Annotated in this window: 18 protein-coding genes; all 18 read right to left on the bottom strand. The window is 68.4% G+C overall.

Annotated elements, in window-relative coordinates; translation table 11 throughout:
• Positions 1–3,641 (bottom strand): tape measure protein (locus tag CMO28_RS23395; protein ID WP_296717784.1); only part of this gene is annotated, 3,641 nt, incomplete at its 3' end.
• A complete protein-coding gene (locus tag CMO28_RS23390; protein ID WP_296717777.1) occupies positions 3,631–3,939 on the bottom strand; it encodes a DUF1799 domain-containing protein in 309 nt (102 codons plus the stop codon). The genes CMO28_RS23390 and CMO28_RS23395, both read right to left, overlap by 11 nt.
• Before the next feature lie 62 nt (positions 3,940–4,001).
• Entirely contained in the window at positions 4,002–4,358 is a 357-nt protein-coding gene (locus tag CMO28_RS23385; RefSeq protein WP_296717774.1) for a hypothetical protein, read from the bottom strand.
• Between the two features lie 10 nt (positions 4,359–4,368).
• The gene (locus CMO28_RS23380) at positions 4,369–5,319 is read right to left on the bottom strand and encodes a hypothetical protein (RefSeq protein ID WP_296717772.1); all 951 of its coding nucleotides are present in this window, start codon (positions 5,317–5,319) and stop codon (positions 4,369–4,371) included.
• Positions 5,319–5,480, bottom strand: coding sequence for a hypothetical protein (locus CMO28_RS23375; RefSeq protein ID WP_296717767.1), 162 nt, complete (start codon positions 5,478–5,480; stop codon positions 5,319–5,321). The genes CMO28_RS23380 and CMO28_RS23375 overlap by 1 nt, the downstream gene beginning before the upstream one ends.
• 11 nt (positions 5,481–5,491) lie before the next feature.
• Positions 5,492–5,908, bottom strand: coding sequence for a hypothetical protein (locus CMO28_RS23370; protein WP_296717762.1), 417 nt, complete (start codon positions 5,906–5,908; stop codon positions 5,492–5,494).
• The gene (locus CMO28_RS23365; RefSeq protein WP_296717758.1) at positions 5,905–6,336 is read right to left on the bottom strand and encodes a gp436 family protein; all 432 of its coding nucleotides are present in this window, start codon (positions 6,334–6,336) and stop codon (positions 5,905–5,907) included. The genes CMO28_RS23370 and CMO28_RS23365 overlap by 4 nt, the downstream gene beginning before the upstream one ends.
• Before the next feature lie 11 nt (positions 6,337–6,347).
• Positions 6,348–6,692, bottom strand: a complete 345-nt coding sequence (locus tag CMO28_RS23360; RefSeq protein WP_296717755.1) for a hypothetical protein — start codon at positions 6,690–6,692, stop codon at positions 6,348–6,350.
• Complete coding sequence (locus tag CMO28_RS23355) at positions 6,680–7,030, bottom strand: Gp49 family protein (protein WP_296717752.1); 351 nt, start codon at positions 7,028–7,030, stop codon at positions 6,680–6,682. Before CMO28_RS23355 ends, CMO28_RS23360 begins: the two co-directional genes overlap by 13 nt.
• On the bottom strand, positions 7,027–7,989 hold the full coding sequence (locus tag CMO28_RS23350; RefSeq protein WP_296717750.1) for a major capsid protein: 963 nt from the start codon (positions 7,987–7,989) through the stop codon (positions 7,027–7,029). The genes CMO28_RS23355 and CMO28_RS23350 overlap by 4 nt, the downstream gene beginning before the upstream one ends.
• Positions 7,990–8,019: 30 nt before the next feature.
• Entirely contained in the window at positions 8,020–8,367 is a 348-nt protein-coding gene (locus tag CMO28_RS23345; RefSeq protein ID WP_296717747.1) for a capsid cement protein, read from the bottom strand.
• Positions 8,368–8,376: 9 nt separating this feature from the next.
• Positions 8,377–9,546: a hypothetical protein gene (locus CMO28_RS23340; RefSeq protein WP_296717745.1), complete on the bottom strand. Its 1,170-nt coding sequence runs from the start codon at positions 9,544–9,546 to the stop codon at positions 8,377–8,379.
• A gap of 229 nt (positions 9,547–9,775) precedes the next feature.
• Complete coding sequence (locus CMO28_RS23335) at positions 9,776–10,327, bottom strand: phage virion morphogenesis protein (protein WP_296717742.1); 552 nt, start codon at positions 10,325–10,327, stop codon at positions 9,776–9,778.
• Positions 10,328–10,419: 92 nt separating this feature from the next.
• Entirely contained in the window at positions 10,420–12,036 is a 1,617-nt protein-coding gene (locus tag CMO28_RS23330; RefSeq protein ID WP_296717739.1) for a PBECR2 nuclease fold domain-containing protein, read from the bottom strand.
• On the bottom strand, positions 12,033–13,421 hold the full coding sequence (locus CMO28_RS23325; protein WP_296717736.1) for a phage portal protein family protein: 1,389 nt from the start codon (positions 13,419–13,421) through the stop codon (positions 12,033–12,035). The genes CMO28_RS23330 and CMO28_RS23325 overlap by 4 nt, the downstream gene beginning before the upstream one ends.
• Positions 13,418–15,076: a phage terminase large subunit gene (gene terL, locus CMO28_RS23320; RefSeq protein ID WP_296717732.1), complete on the bottom strand. Its 1,659-nt coding sequence runs from the start codon at positions 15,074–15,076 to the stop codon at positions 13,418–13,420. The genes CMO28_RS23325 and terL overlap by 4 nt, the downstream gene beginning before the upstream one ends.
• Positions 15,073–15,573, bottom strand: a complete 501-nt coding sequence (locus CMO28_RS23315) for a DUF1804 family protein (protein WP_296717730.1) — start codon at positions 15,571–15,573, stop codon at positions 15,073–15,075. Before CMO28_RS23315 ends, terL begins: the two co-directional genes overlap by 4 nt.
• Positions 15,560–15,808, bottom strand: coding sequence for a hemolysin XhlA family protein (locus tag CMO28_RS23310; protein WP_296717727.1), 249 nt, complete (start codon positions 15,806–15,808; stop codon positions 15,560–15,562). Before CMO28_RS23310 ends, CMO28_RS23315 begins: the two co-directional genes overlap by 14 nt.
• Positions 15,809–15,855 lie beyond the last annotated feature (47 nt).

Raw genomic sequence — 15,855 nt, 5'->3', positions numbered from 1 at the left:
GCCCGTGCGTACTCGTCCCGGGCGGCCGCCCGAACTGCATCGCCGCCGGCGGTGATCGCGACCGTCATCCGCTCGGCCGCCGCCGCCTGCGCGTCCATGTCGGCGGCTTCGTCGCCCGCCTTCAGGATTGCGGCCCGCTGGGCCGCCTGCTTGGCCAGCTTGATCTCCTCGCCCGCCTGCCGGCTGGTCAGGGCGATGGACCGCTCTCGCAGCGACTGCTGGACCTGTTCGACCGCGACGGCTTCGGCTCGGGCCGCCGCCCCCTGGCCGATGGTCTTGATCTCCGCGTCCAAGGCCTTGAGCCGGTCCTGCCCGGCCTTGAGTGCGCCGGCGTCCTCGATCGCGGATGCCGCATCGATCGCGGCCAGGGCCCGCTCATGCTCGGCGCGCGCGATGTCGCTGGTCAGCGAGATATCCCGGGCCTTCAGGTCGGCGTTGACGCGGGCCAGGGCCAGGGCCCGCTCGCGCTCGCGGGTGCTGGCGCCGGCCAGCGCCAGCTCTTGCCGGGCAAGATCCAGATCCTGGGCCGTCTGCCGGCCGCGGCGGGCCTCGTCGCCGGCGCGTTCAGCGTCGGACTGGGCCAACAGCGTCTCGTAGATCTGCTGTTCGGTCCGGTCGACCTGGCCCAGCGCCTCGACCCGCGCCCGCGCTCGCAGGTCAGCTTCACGTTCGGCAGCCGCCGACACTTTTGCGGCCGCTGCGACCTCTTTCGCGCCCCGAAGCTCAGCCTGGATCTGGCGTTGCCGCTGATCCGAGGCGAGGCCGGCCTCTGCATCCTTCGAGGCCTTGGCCAGATTGGTCAAGACCTCCTCGGCCGTCTTGCCCGCAATCCCGATCGCGCGCGCCTGCTCGACCACATAGGCCAGCTGCGCCTGCGCCCCCTGCGTCCTGTCCTTGGCGGCATCGGCGAGCAGGTCGCGCGCCTGCTGAGCGGCCTGTACCTCACGCAGGGCGGTCTCGCCCCCCGAACCGAACGCGGTCCTCTGCGCCTGCAGATCTCTCGTTTTGGTGAGCAATTCGCCGAGCGGCTTGACCGCACTGGCGGTCACGTCCGCCAGGGACGTGATCTCGCGCCGCAGACCGCCGGTCCACCGGGCCGCCCCGCCGACTTCGCCGACATAGTCGCCGATGGTCGCGCGCAACAGGCTCAGCTGCTGCCGTGCGACCTTGGCGGCTTCGCCGAGCTCGCGAGCCTGATCCAGGCCGACCACCCGGAGCGCGACACCACCAATACCCCACTGAGCCCCGGTCCGGTCCGCCAGCGCCTGAGCCGCCGTGGCCCGCGCTTCCGCGAGTGCCGCCTCGGCCTCGGCCGCCGCCCGCAGGTTGTCCTGTTCGGTTTTGATCTGCTCGGCGCGGGCCTTGCCCGTCTCGGTCAGCTCGCGGAGGGCCTTGTCGGCCGCCGTGATCCGGTCGGTCCAGGCCTCTGTGGCCTTGTCGGCATCGGTGGTCCGGGTTGCCAGATAGCCGACGCCCAGCGTCAGAGCCGTGATCGACAGCCCCCAGCCGCCGCCGACCGCGTTCAGGGCGGCCATGGCGGTCGTGGCTGCACGGGCGCGGAGAGTGGTGGCCTGGAGGGCCGTCGCGAGCGCGGTCTGCGCCGTCCGCACTCGGTCGGTGGCGGCCGCATGGGCGGCTTCCGCGGCCGCGACATTGGCCGCCGCCTCCACCACGCGCGTCTGCCAGGACGCGGCCCCCTTGGTCGCGGTGGCCATGGCCTCGGCATGGGCCAGCTCCGCCTTGGCCGCACCAAGCGTCAGCTCGGTACCGTGAGCCTGAGCCTTGGCCAGCGTCAGGGTGTGACGGGCCCGGGCCTGCATCTCCGCGCTGCTGCCCAGCCCGATGGCGGTGCCGTCCTGAACGGCCTGCCACATGGCCTTGGTTCCGGCGGCGGCGACCGATGTGGCCGCGGCCAGCGGGCCCAGCGCCCGGCCGATCAGCGTAGCCGTGACCACGGCGCCCAGCACCCCGACCACGGTCGCGGCGCCGTCAAGATTGTCGGCCAGGCCCATGATCGCCTGGGCCACATCGGCGGAAGCGCCGGAGGCCTGATCCGCCTGACCGATCCACTGCAAGGCGGCGTTGTTCAGGACCGTGAAGGCGCCCGATATCGTGGGCTTCATCCGGGCAAATTCGGCCTCGATCTTCGGGGCTTCCTTCAGGATCGCCTCGAAGATTGCCTTTGACGTCAGCTTGCCCTCTGAGCCGAGCGCCTTGAGTTCAGCGACGCCCACGCCGAGACCATCGGCGATGGCCTGCGCCAGCCTGGGTGCTTGCTCAAGTATCGAGTTGAGCTCTTCGCCCATCACAGCGCCGGCGGACAGCCCCTGGCCGAGCTGGATGATCGCCTGCTGATAAGACTCGGCCGATGCACCGCTGACCACGAAAGCTTGACCGATCGCGGTGGTGCTGAGGAGCAGCTGCTTATACGAGGCGCCGAGTGTCTGCGCCTGCCGGGACAGCGTGGCGAACAGGTTCGCGGCGCCGACAAATTCGGAGCGCGTATCCTGCGCGGTCCGGAAGAGGTCCGCCTGCGCCCGCGCCAGCTCTGCGGAGCCCTGTGTCACCAGGGACAGCCGGCTCGAAACCGAGGTCCAGCTGTCGGCATAGGCCGCGACTTTACGGGTCACGAGCGCGGCTCCGGCCACCGACGCCAGCCCGATCAAATGTCCCCGCGCCGCGCCCAGAACGGCGGTGACCGCACCGGTGACCGCGTGGAGCCCCTGCGCCTGCCGTGCCTGATCGGCCAGCGACCGGGCTGCGCTGCCGGCGCTGCGGGCCAGGTTGTCGTTGCTGCCGCGCAGATTGGCGGTGGCGGCTGCGGCCCGGTCCGACGCACCGGCCAGCACCAGCCGGGCCTTGGCCCCCTGCACCAGTGCCGCGGTCGTGGCCTGCTGCGCGGCGGCTTCGCGCGCCGCCGAAACGGTCAGAACCTGCGCCTCGGCCGCCAGCGACCGCGCCGCCCGCGTCACGCCATAGATCGCCTCGGCTGTGGTGGTGTAGGTGCTGCCGGCGCTTTCCGCCGCGGCCTGCGCACGGGCCAGGGCCGCGGCATTGGCATCCAGCGCAGCCGACGCGCCCTTGAGCGCGCTGGCGATCGCGCGCTGTTGACGGGACATGGACTGCCCGCCCGTATCGCCGCCGGCTTCATCCGCCGCCGCCGGTGCACCTACCGGGCGGCGCGCGGCCAGCCCGGCCGCCCTGATCTGCGCGGTCAGGTCGGCATAGCCTGCCGCGGCCGCGGCGGCGGACTGGGCACTGGTGACGAGCTGCGCTGCCTGGTCCCGCAGGGCGATGGTCGTGGCCGCGGCGGCTGCGGCCAACGCCCGCTGCTGGCGGGCATCGGTCATGCGATCGCCGCCCGCGCGGGCGGCAGTCGCACGGGCCGCGGATGTCGCCGCCTGCTGTTCCGCGGCCGCGAGATCCAGCTGAGATCGCGCAGCCGCCTTGGCCGCTGTCGCCGCGGCCTGAACCGCCTTGGCGCTGGTGTCGGCCTGGGCGCCCTGACGCGCCATCTGCTGCCCGGCCGCCGCCGCACTCTGGCCCAGCTGTGTCAGATCCGTGCGCGCTTCGGTCGCCGCGCGGGTGAGGTCCCGCGCATCGCCGGTGAACCGCGCTCGGACGACATACTCAGTGGCCACGGGCGGCCTCCCTTTGACGGGCAATCTCGAGGACCACGGCCTCGCAGGCAGCGATGTCGTCGATCAGCTGCTCGTCCCAGGGGACGAGCAGCCCCTCGGCGATCCGGGCGACGGCGTCATAGTCGAGACCGACGATCGCGCCGTGGAGCCCGGCATACCGCCACTGGGTCTGCGCCCGGCTCCAGACCCTCCAGGCCGGGACGTTGCCCTCCCAGAGCACGATCTCGGCCGAGCGATCGGCGACCCGGGCGAGATAGGCGCTGAGGTCGATCCCGAGGGCGGCGGCATCGGCGGCCATCTCGTCGAGATCCCGCCGGGTGGGAGCCGTCCGCGCCTCGGATATGGCGCGGACGGCCTCTGTCAGTTTTTTCGTTTCGCGCCGGCGATCGCCTCGAAGTAGGTGCGAATGACCGCGTTGCGCAGCGGGATGACGGACATGATGTACTCACGCGCCTCATCGCTGTAGTCCAGCGGCTTGCCGGTTTCCTCATCCATGATCTGTTCCCAGCCCACCCACGCGCGCCGAAGGACGGCCTTGTCGGCTGCGCCGCTCCAGATCTGGTCAGGGTTCGGCTCACGGTGCACGGACGCCAGCGCGTCCATCTCCGTGTCAGGCAACATATCGAACACAGCGATGAAGCTGCGCGGGCCGTCCGGCATCAGGAAGTCGACAGTTGCCTTGAAGCGCATCTGCTTCGAAGTGGTGATCTTAAGCATCGGGTGTCCTTTACGCGGCAGCGAAGGTGATCGACAGCGCCGCCTCGGTGGCGTCGCGCTCGCAGATCAGCGGGATCTGCATGCCCGCCACGTCAGACGGAAGCGAAACCCAGGTGACCTTGCCCACGCGTGCGCGCGGGCTCGTGATGGCAAACCGCAGCGGGCCGGTGCCGTGCGACATCACGAATGGCACCTTGGTGCTCGCCGACGTCGCCGCCGATGCCACCCAGTTGTTGGTGCTGATATCCGCCTCGGCTGTGATGGTGATCGTGCTGGTGTCGTCGGCCAGACACCGGACCTGAGCTCGCCCTGACGTCTCGTAGTACTGTGCGGCGGATCCCGAAGATATGGTTGCCTGCGTCATCTGGAGGCCCGCGCCGCCCAGGACGCAGTCGGTAGAGGTCGCCGACGTCGTCTCGGGCTCCGGGTAATCAAGGCCGCCCGGGATGACGCCCGGGGGTGCTTCCAACGTCGGGGCTTCGAAGAGCCCGAGCATGCTGAAAGTGATCGTCGGCACCGCCGGCACGGAGATGTCGATGTTCCAGGTGCCGCGACACCCGCGGACCGTCTGTGTGATCCCGTCGATGAGGATCTTGATGGTGCAGCTCTCCGTACCCGTGCGGATACGCGTATAGGTGCAGCTCTCGTCCGCGACGATGGTCTCGGCCATCTGACACGACCGGAGCAGGGGTGCATAATGCGGCGGCACCCCCAGCGTGCCCGAACCCACCAGCCCGACCTTGATCGACAGCGTGACGTGCTTGCCGACCAGATAGGTCAGCGTCCGGCTGGCCGGGCCGTGATCCAGCACGCGCTGGACCTCCGTGCCTTCGATGGGGGTGATGGTAACCTCCTCGCCGAGGATCACGTTGGTGGCGACAGACGGAGCGCTGGACGCTCCGTAGGTGGTCTCAAGCTTGGCGAGCAGCAATTTGTTGCGCCATGAATGCGCCTCAGCCATCAGCTGGCCTCCTTATTCACAGACTCCGCCCGCCGCCGGCGCGGCTCCGCCGCGTCCTCCCGCGGCATCAGCGCGCCGCTGACCGGGTCGCGGACATAGGTGATGCTGCCGCCGGTCATCGGCACGGGCGGCGCGGGCGAACTGGCCGCGGTCTTGGCCATGGGATCCTCCGTCAAACGGTGAGATAACGAGTGGTCCGCCAGGTCTGCAGATACACACTAACGGTGCCTGACAGCGTGCCACCGTCAGAGGCAAAAAGGTTCATCGGCTCGCTCTGGGGTGTCGGCTGCCACCCTGCGAGGGCGGCTTCGAGGTCCGCCTTGTAGTGCGCAAAGCGCTGCGCCCTCGCTGCACCCCGCACATCGTCCGCGATACGCACGATGATCGCGGTCACGATATCGACCCTGACCAGCTGGCGGTGCACCCCGCTGGTACGGGACATTTCCGCCGTTTCCGGGCCCGGTGCGATGAAGAGCGTGCCGCTCGGGCTCTGCACCGCCTTGGTGATGGCCTCGATAGACTCAACCACCTCAATGCTTGAGAAAGTCGACGTCGCCCCAGTCAGCCGCGCGTAGACGAGGTCGATCACCGCAGCCACCCCTCAGGCGAGAACCTGGGCCGTCGCGGGTGCGCGGCCATGACCGTGCCCCCGCCGGCCTGCGCAGGCTGCGACCCGTCAGCGATCGGCAGCGTGACCTTGCCGGCGGCGAGGTCGCGGAGGTCGCGCATCGCGTCCTCGTAGTCGACCCTGGGGCGGCTCTCCTTATCCAGGTCATACCGGTGCAGACTGTACCGGGCGATCGCCACGGCCCAGGTGCGCACCAGCGCCGGCACCTCTGCCAGAGGCAGCGCGTAGCGGCCCGCGACATAACCGTTGATGATGCTGTCCGCCCGCGTCAGCGCAGCTTCGACGGCCTCCGGATCCGGCGCGCCGGACCCGTCGCGGTCGGCGATCTGGTTGATCTCCTCCTGCCCGGCCGCAAGCACGAGATCGTCGAGGGTGGCGTAGTGAGGCATGGGTCAGCTCATCAGGCCTTGGTGCGGGGGCGCTTCGGCGCGGGATCCTCGTCCCGGCTGACACCGGGATCCGGATCGGGCTCGGTGGGCGGCTGCGCGGGCGGGGCGGCCCGCGCCTCGGCGAGCTGGCGCTTGAGGTCGGCGACCTCTGCCTCGAGCTCGCGGAGCCGCGCACGGTCCTGCCCTTCGCGGACGATGTCGGCGACGGCGACACCTCCGATGAGGCGGTCACGCACCAGCCCGTCGCGCCGCAGCTGCGCCGCCAGGCCGGGCGAGACGTCGACCGTGTCGCCCTCGCGATACCGCTGCCCGCCGATCTTGGCGGGCGCTGTCAGGGTGATGGTCACGAGTTCCATGCCACGTTCCCCCCGGACTGGCGGCACGCCAGCTCGTATCCGAGCAGCGGCCAGATCTTGTCGACCGCGGCCTTGCGTGCAAGGCGCCGGCCGAGATCGCTGTCGAACAGGGCCGGGCTGACGCAGGCCGATTTGCCCGTGACGACCCATCCGTTGTGGAGGGTCAGGACACAGACCGTCACCCGATCGAGCGATGCGGGGTAGGTCACCCGGCGATCGGGCGCCGCCCCCGAAACCGCGTCTCCGAGCGTAAAGAAATGCTCGCTGACGATCGCGGCGTCGACGTCGGCGGCAGTGACACGCGGCGCCTGATCGGCACCATCAGGATGGGAGGTCATGCGGCCGGCGCTCCCGCGTTCTGGATGAGGAAGCCGCCCTCGGCTCCAACGATGTAGGGCCGACGTTCGACGGTCATCGGGTACATCCACGACTTCCGATTATCGTGGTAGTAAGGCGTTTCGACGGCCGGGTACCCCTCGAGCTCGTAGGTGTAGCCATAGGCCGGTTCACCCATGTCCTGCTGATCCTCGGGCACGTCGGGGACATAGGCCAGGATCGCGTCATCACCCCAGACCGGGACAGCCGGGTCGGTGTCCAGGGCCCCTTCCGGCAGGTAGACCGCGCCGCCGAGGACCACCGGCACCCCGAAATAGCTCGACAGCATCGTGGCCGTCAGCAGGCCGGGGGTCGAATACGTGAACCTGCTCTGGATGCCAGGATGCTTTTGCAGTGCCTTCAGGCTGGTGGGCCCCACGATGAGCACATTGCCTTCGACGCCGATCGATCGGCTGATCGCAGCCTGCCCGGCCAGAATATCGTCGAGCGGATCGCTGTCGGGACTGGTCCATCGATCGCTGCCGGTGAGCGCCACCCGGTTGTTCGTTCCGTAGGTCGCAGTCGACCGCGCCATCGTGGCGACCTGGATCTCGAGCCCCAGATCCAGGCGCTTCATGACCCGCCCGGTGTTGGTGAGGGCTCGGGCGAGAGACGGCTGCTGGCGCTGCGCTTCCTGGAGATGCTCTCGGGGCACCACGATCTCCACGGAATCCTGGTCGAGAGCGACGGTATCGGATGCGTACCCGAGCTGCAGCCGAAGGGTCGGCCCGCCCGGTGAGCGACGCGCCGAGATGGCCCGAAAATCGCTCTTGTCATACTTGATCACCTTGTCCGACCGCGACGGGACGGGCACGCGGGGACACAGCGCAGACGCGACATAGGCCGGGTTGCGGTAGCCGCGAGCATGGGTGGAGAGCACGGGGTCGACAACCCCCGCCGTTCGCACATTGATACCGGTCATGCCGGGCACTCCTTATAGATCTGGCCCGAGTCAGCGGGGCATGAACAACACTCGCACGCCCGCGCCGTCAGCGGCGGACGTGAGCGCGAAGCCGAGAACATTCGCAGGGTCGGCACCTGCCGCCTTCACCCCGCCGGACACGGCCGACACGACCCGATTGCCCGCAGACACGACACCGGATGCGGTGAGCGTGGCGAGCCCGAGACCCATCGTCGTGACCGACATCCCCACCTCGGTAGCCGGGTGCATCGCGATACCGGCCACCGGCGCGTCGTCGGCGAGCACCTGCACGCCCGCGAAGGACACCAGAGCGCCGTCATCGAACAGGCCCGCGGCCGTGACCGGGAAAGACAGGACGTCATAGTAGAGCTGCATCATGATGCGACCTCACGAGACTGCCATGACGGCGTCCACGTAGGACGTGCCGGGATGCTGACGCTGATAGGCGAGCGCCTGGTTGTGCAGATCCAGACGATTTCGATCCACCTCACGCCCGGACGGCGCCGCGAACGAAACCCCGCCGCCATCCCCCTCAGCCGGCGGCATCCGATAGCTGCCGTAGGAGACCACCGGCGGCTGCGCCTCCAGGATCCGACGCAGGGCATCGGCCGCCGCGATCGCCGGCTCCCCCGCCGCGAAGGAAACGGTGGACGTGCCGGCGTCAGGGCCCGACAGCGCCGTCAGAAGCGCGACGACCCCATCCCGGGAGGCGGGGATCAGGCGGCCCTCGGTGACCAGCCGCTCCGCGAAGCTGGTCGCGCGCTCGGCCGCGAGTGCCGCCTGTGCCTGGGCGAGTGCGGCCTCGCGGCGCGCGAGATCGGCCGCATCCGGCGACGGGGCCGGGGCGGGCGGGGGCGTGGGCGTGGTGGTCACGGGATTGTCCTCCGTGGGTGTCGGTGTCGGATCGGGAGGGGAGACTGCGAAGCCCGGCGTGGCCGGCGTGGCCGGCTGGCTGTCGATGTCGGACAGCCACTGGATCTCGTAGCCCGGGAGCACGCGGTCCGCCGTATCAAGGCCGAACTGCTCGATCATCCAGTCGCGCAGGCGGCGGACGATGCTGGCGGTCGCCGCCGCACTCCCATCGCCGAACGAGGCGAGGTCACCCTCGATCGTCGTCGCCTCCGAGCTCGGCAGGGCGAATTCGACGAGGCGTAGGCCCGTCACTGCGGGTGACGCGCCGCCCAGAAATCCCACATGGCGCGGGTACCAGGTTCCTGGCCGGGGATTGGCTGGGTGGTCGGGGTCGAACATCGACAGGCTGACCCGCCGATAGGTCTTGGCGGCCACCGCCTCAGCCAGCTCGGGCTGCACGTCCTCAAGGGTCGCGCGCAGCCGATCGGCCTGAGCGTCATAGGCGAACGACCGCACCCATGCCAGCGCCGGCGCCGTGTGATCCGGGTGACCGACCACGGCCGGCGCCGGTGCGGTCGCGGGGTCATAGGCATCCGCGATCGCCCGCAGCTGGGCCGGCGTGTACGTGATCCGGCGGCCCTCCATCGATGTGAAGGTGCCAGACCTGAAAACCTCGATCGTGGGCGTTTGCTTGATGCCGGTCATCGGGTGTCCGCCTGTTGACTACAGGCGGATCGTGCCCCATCGGCAGCAGGTATTCCCCCGGACGGCAGGTCCGGGGGGGGTAAGAAGGGGATCAGCGGGCCTCGACGCCCGACCGCGCGATTGATCGCGCCTGCCGCCGTTCTAACGGCGGCTTAACGGGGCGGCTCCGGAGATCCGGTCCATCCGCCCCCTCTTCACCGGCCTGCGCCCCAGCGGGCGCCAGGGCCGGTCACTCCAGGCCGAGCCAGTCGGCGGCCAGATCCCCGATCTCCTCCTCATCCGGCGGCTCGATAAACGGCCGCGCGGGCAGGTGGATCGTATAGCCGGGGATCTGCACCTCGATCTCCCGGTCGGCCCCCTCCCGCCGTGCGAAGAGCCGACCGGCGGCTGCCGAGCGGTAGATGCGCCCGGTGCGGGCCGGCATCTGGATGTCGGCCCCAAGCTGATGCGCCCTACCATACGGCAGCGGCGTGCCCCACTCCACCGCAGACGCATCGGCGCGATAGGAGATGGATCCTGCGAGGCTCGTCTGCTTCGCCTTGGCGTTCGAGCGCAATATCGTGATGGGGGTCTGACCGGCCGCTGTGCGCCGGCGGATCGTCGCGGCTTTAAGCCGTTGCCAGGGCCCGGCGGAGCTTCCCTGCCGGCGAAAGTTGTCCTGGGTCTGCTGCACGGCCGCCTCACCGACTGCCGCGTAGAAGGGGCGCCGGTCGGCCATGCGCCGGATCAGCTCCGAGATCTCCGCCGTGGCGAGCCGATCGTCATAGTCAATAATCGCCATCTCGACATCCCTCGCTATCGTGCTTAGATATCAGGTGCCGGGAGGACGAGGCTGGTGATCAGCCCTGGTAGGCCCTCGGCAGGCCGGTCGGATCACCCCGACCGGCCGTTTCGTTTCCAGAGCAGGATGCCGCCCCGGCGTTTGTCGAGCGCACGCAGATCCGGCCGCCCCTTCTTGCCAGTGGTCGGGAATGCCGTGACCGGCTCCCACCACTTCCGACCCACTTCCATGACCACGACGGTGGCGTTTGTGCCGTCCGTCCGCACATAGCGGCGATCCATCACGAGGTCATATGCCGTTGGGTTGGCTGCGTTCACCTTGGCAGCGACACCCAGCCAGATTTCATCAGGGTCAAGCATCGTCTCGGCCAGCAGCGGCGCCGAGGCAGCGCGATCGCGCTTGCCGATCTTCCATTCACCCGCCCGCGTCCTGAAGAAGTCTTCCGATATCGGCACCTTCGTGCCGGCCTTGTCCTCCCATAGCACCGGCTGCCCCAGGTCAGCCCCGAAGGGGGTCAGGAAGGCTCGGACGAAGTCCTCCGGATCGAGATCGTCGCCGAGCAGGGGGCTTGCCTCGAATGGCCGGCTCTGGTCCAGGAGATCTGAAATCGGCGTCGGCGTGTCCACCTGCACCACATGGCGCCCCGTCACCTCCAGCGTGCCATCGGCCGGATCGAGCAGCGCGGACGGCGTCAGGCCCTTGCTCCACAGCTCACCCGGCTGATAGTCCCACCCGACGTCGATGCCCTGCGGCACCTCAATTTGGATGCCCCGCGCCGGGTCCCAGACCTTTCTCATCACCGCGGCGGGCGCGTCCTCGCCCCAACGCGGCTGCTTCTTGGCGCGACGCTCGGACAGGGCCCGAATGCCGCACGAACAGAACCAGCCGTTCGGGGGGAAATGGGTTGTCCACCAGGGGTGAGACCACAGCAGGACGATCCCGTCCCAGGCCGCATGCTGCGGCCGTGGATCGGCCGGCACACGCGTCTCGGCATGCACATACTGCCAATAGGGCATCAGCCGGACGACGTCGGGGTCGGTCATCTGCCGGAGCCGGCCGGCCATGTAGCTTGAGCGCAAGTTGGTTTCGTAGACCGTGCGGATGCGCCGCTCGCGCTGACCGCTGTGCTGCCAGTCGTAGCGCTCGATCACCTCGTTCAGCCGCGCCTTAAAGGCGGCATAGTCATAAGTCTCCGCCGCCTCGATCACGGCGGCGTGAATTTCCTCTAACATGCCGACATCGGTCGCGCCCGCGACCACGAAGGCCCTGTCGTGATCGCCCTGCAGCGCGTCGCGCCAGCTCGCCGTCGGCGAGACGCGCTTCTTCGCCAAGAACCGGATCTGCTCGTTAAAGCTTTGCCGTGCGTCCCCGTCCCCGTCCGCGAACGCCGCACCGCCGCTGCCCTGACCGAGCGACAGCCCCTCATCGTCCAAATCCTGAAAGACGGCCTCGCGCCCCTCATAGGCCGCGACATCCATCGCCGGCCGCAGCATGCCCGCCAGTGCATCCGGCGTCCATCGACTGGCCAGCTCCAGCAGCCCGCGGCCGGCCGCCTCGTAGCCGTCAGCCTGTTCCAGCATCCGCTGTGCGGCTGCGAGCCGCCGGCGGATATGCGGCTGGCTGGCTTCCATGAGCTGGTCGGTGACCCGGGCCACTGGATGGCCCGTGCCGGCCGCGAAGGCGACGCCACACCGCGGGCAGCCGATCATGGCAGCGCGTCCGGCGCCGGCGATGGCACCTGGTCCGGCGCCTGGTCGCCGCTGCCGCTGAGCTTGGCGATCTCGCTGCGGATGCCAACGAGGGTGTCGATCACCTCGTCCGACAGCTCGTCGACCGTGCCGGTCGCGACGAGATAGGCTCGCGCAGCCGCATCGTCAGAGATCAGGGCGGCGATGCGCATCACGGCGCGCAGGGCCTCGCTCTCCTTAAGCGCGGCGGCCGCCCGCCGCTGGCGGACATCGGCGGCCGCGCTCTCGTTCCGCCGCCGGACGCGGTAGACGGACGGCGGCGTTGCACCCGGGACGTTGTAGTCGACGATCCACTGGATCAGAGAGCTCCGGAGAGTGTCGGACAGCAGATCGCCGTCCGAATCAACAAGCAGCTCCAGGATCTCGTGATGGGTGTCGGCCGCCGCCTTCGAGCCGACGGCGCCGATATCTGTGGTAAGCGTCTCGCCGGTGACGGTGATCGAGATCTCGGTATCCCAGTAGTCGAGCCAGCCCTCGTAGGAGACCGATCCGCTTCTGGTCGCCTCCAGGAATTTGACGTCGACACCGATGGGCACCGTCAGTACTGATGATGTCCTGGCCTCTTCGAGAGCCTGCATGAGCAGGCGCTGTTCCTCCGAGAGGGTGCCATATGGCACGCCGGCGACGAGCGTCGGCCCGGCAAATTTGTCGAGAAAGTGCATCCAAAACGCGATGCCCTCCCGCTTAAAGAGCACCGCCCAGAAAAGGCGCGTCCCGAGGCCCAACCCGTACGGATCGGCCCCGTCTCCGAACCGGTGCACGATGAACTTGCGGTCCGGCACCGGGATGCCGTCCGTCATCGCCGTCGGCGTCAACAGGCGGAGGCGGCCGTCCGCGTCAAACACGAAACGACGCGCATCGTGCGGGACGAATGCGACAGGCACGATGCGGTTATCGCGACGCCCCCAAACGACCTCCACGACCGCGTAGCCTTTCAGCGTGGCTTCGAGCAGTTGCTCGCACAGCCGGTCGAAGGCAACGCCGGCAAAAATCTCGCGCGTCACGTCGGCGGCTTCCACGTCCAGTGCGGCCGCGGATGCTGCCGTCCCCTCCCACTCGCGGGCGAGGAGGTGCATTTTGCGCTTCTCAAGGGCGGCGTAGGCCCTGCCATCGCGCTTGATCTCGTCATAGATCTTCAGGCCCTTGCCGCCGCCGCGGGCGATAAGGGTTTCGTCCTGCGGCCGCAACGCGCCTGAATAGTACGGCACGAAGATGTCGTTGCGGGCGTTCGCAATCAGGTGCCGGGCTTCGCCCGGCAGGTTCCGCCGGTCCCGCACCGGCGCCGGTGCGGGCACAGCCGCGGCATAGGATGCAGATGCCCGGGCGCGACGCTGACGCTTACTCATAGCCTGTAATCCCCCAGCAGGCGCTGGCCACGGCCACCGCCACCCCCTGCCATCACCCCGGTGATCGATCCGCCGCCGCCGCCCGAATAGCGCAGGGCGTACTGCCACAGCATGTCGAGACAATCCGGCCCGTCGTCATGGTCCGCGTCCGGCCACTGCTGGAGCTGCTCGATCAGCGTCGTCTGTGTCGGATGCAGCCGTATCAGCCCGGCCGCGATCGGCGGCTGCAGGCGCTCGATCCGCAGGGTCTTGTCCGCGGACGGCACCACGGGCACGGCCGAGATCCCGACGCCTTGGCGGGCGGCTTCCTGCATCAACGTCGTGCGCAAGAACTCTTGGAACTGCACCGCCTCAACAAACCAGAGGAGGCACCGATACTCCCGTTGAAGTGCGATCGCATCGGCGATGATCACGTCGGGTAGACGTCGGCGGATCGACGCCTCGACCACGTCCATCCGGCCGGTCAACCGGTCCATGCCGCCGATCAGGATGGCGGACGGATCCCGGCCCTTGCCGTGCTTGCCCAAGGAGGGGTCAACCGCGCCGAAAAACACCAGATCCCGCCGATCTGTCACCCAGAACGTGATCTTGCCAAAGGGGTTCCCTGTGGCGATCGGGCTATTCTGATACTCGGTCATGAAGGCATCTGGCGATGCCGCCCTTTCGAGCATTAGCTGCACCAGCGGCTGTACCGCTGGCCAGTTCACTACCGCCCCGAGGTTCATCTCGCCTTCATGCTGCGCATAGTAGGCAAGGGCGGCGCCCTCACCTTCGGCGTGATATGCCTCCTCGAAAAGCTCCCAGAGATCCATGCGGTCCGGGAATTTGACCACGGCCTGGAACTTGGTGACGCGCCACCCCGGCTTTTTGCACGCCCGCACCAGGACGGCGTCATGGTGGAGGATGGTACCCACCCAGATCACATGCATCGACCCGTCAGCGGGACCGAGCTTCAAAGCCGCGCGATAGACCCACCGCTCCAGCTTGTCCCGCTGATCCGGTTCCCGAACCTGCTCGTCGTTCTCGAGATCGTCGAAGATCAGCAGGTCCGGCCGGTATGGCCCATGACGCAGACCGCGCACCTTCTGACCGGCGCCCAGTCCAATAACCATGACGTTGGTGCGTGTCACGATCTGACCTTCACGCCATACGCGCCCCTTGCCGCACACCTCCGGGAAATCGGCCCGGAGCCGCGGATTGGTCATCAATTCCGCCTTGATCGCCTCGATCAGCAACGCCGCCTGCGCGGCCACGTCACAGACTTCCACCACGAACCGGGCAGTCCGCATGACGATGCGGTAGAGCACCAGCCCCAGACTGATATGCGTCGATTTTGACGATCCGCGCGGCGCGACAAAGATATCGCGCACCCCCTTTGAGGCCGACATGATCGCCGGCACCCGCGCGAAAATCGCCTCGTGGAACAGGCTCGCCTCGCCGCGGATGTAGTGGGGCAGATAGGTCTCAAGGAAGTATCGATAGCCGGTGACCGGATCCGCGACCCGCGCCAACCGCAGCTGACGCGCGGCCGGGTCAGGGTCGAAAGCGTCGACGGACAGCTCGATCCACTGGCTGAATTCGGCGGCCAGGCCAGCGACCGCGTCTCTGAAGCCGGAGCGACTGAGCCGGGACTTGAGCTGCGGCCGCGGGGTCACGATGTGTAGATCCCCGCGAGACGCTCGCCGAACGGCTCGACGATCTCAAGGACCGCTTCAGCGTGCTGTGGGAAGTTCTGCCGGACAAAATCCAGCAGCTGCCGGAGCACGTCCTGTGCCACACCGAGCTCGGAAATCCTCGGAGTGAGCCGTTTGGCCGACGAGGTGACTTTTGTCATGGCGTCGGCCAAAGCCACGAGGTGTGCGACCTTCTCTTTGGTGGATAGGTCGCCCTCTTTAATGTCATCGAGCAGGCTTTGCGCCTGCAGCATGAAATCTTCGACGACCGATGAAACCACGGCCTCGATGCCTTCGCCGGCGATAATCGCCGCCGTCCGCGCCTTATCCCAGTCGTCACCCGCGGCTTTCGCCGCCTTTTTCCACCTCGTGAATGTGGCGCTGGAAATGCCGTAAGCCATGGCGATCGTGGCCCCGGTCATCCGGCGATAGATGTAGTCGGACCTTGCCTTGCGGCGGGTATCGTCAGTGGACGCCATTGAGCCCACCCCCGATGATCCACGCCATCCCGGCGGCGATGATCCCGCCCAGCACCAGCCGGATCACCCAGCTGATCGACGACCGGATGTCGTCGAGTGAGGTCTGAATGTGCCGCGACCGCTCGGCCTCCACTGCCATATGGGTTTCCAGCCGCCCGATCCGCTGCTCGTGGGTGTCGAGGCGCTTATGCGCCTCGTCCACGCGGGACATCTGATGTGCAATGATCTCGGTCATGCCCGCTCCTTCGGGGCTTGCGGGGGGCCGAAGCCCCGAAGGTCAGA

It is taken from the genome of Tistrella sp., from assembly GCF_002684955.1.
Lineage (GTDB): Bacteria > Pseudomonadota > Alphaproteobacteria > Tistrellales > Tistrellaceae > Tistrella > Tistrella mobilis.
Note: the sequence above shows the minus strand (reverse complement) of the source record. Positions and strands in the feature narration are given on the sequence as shown.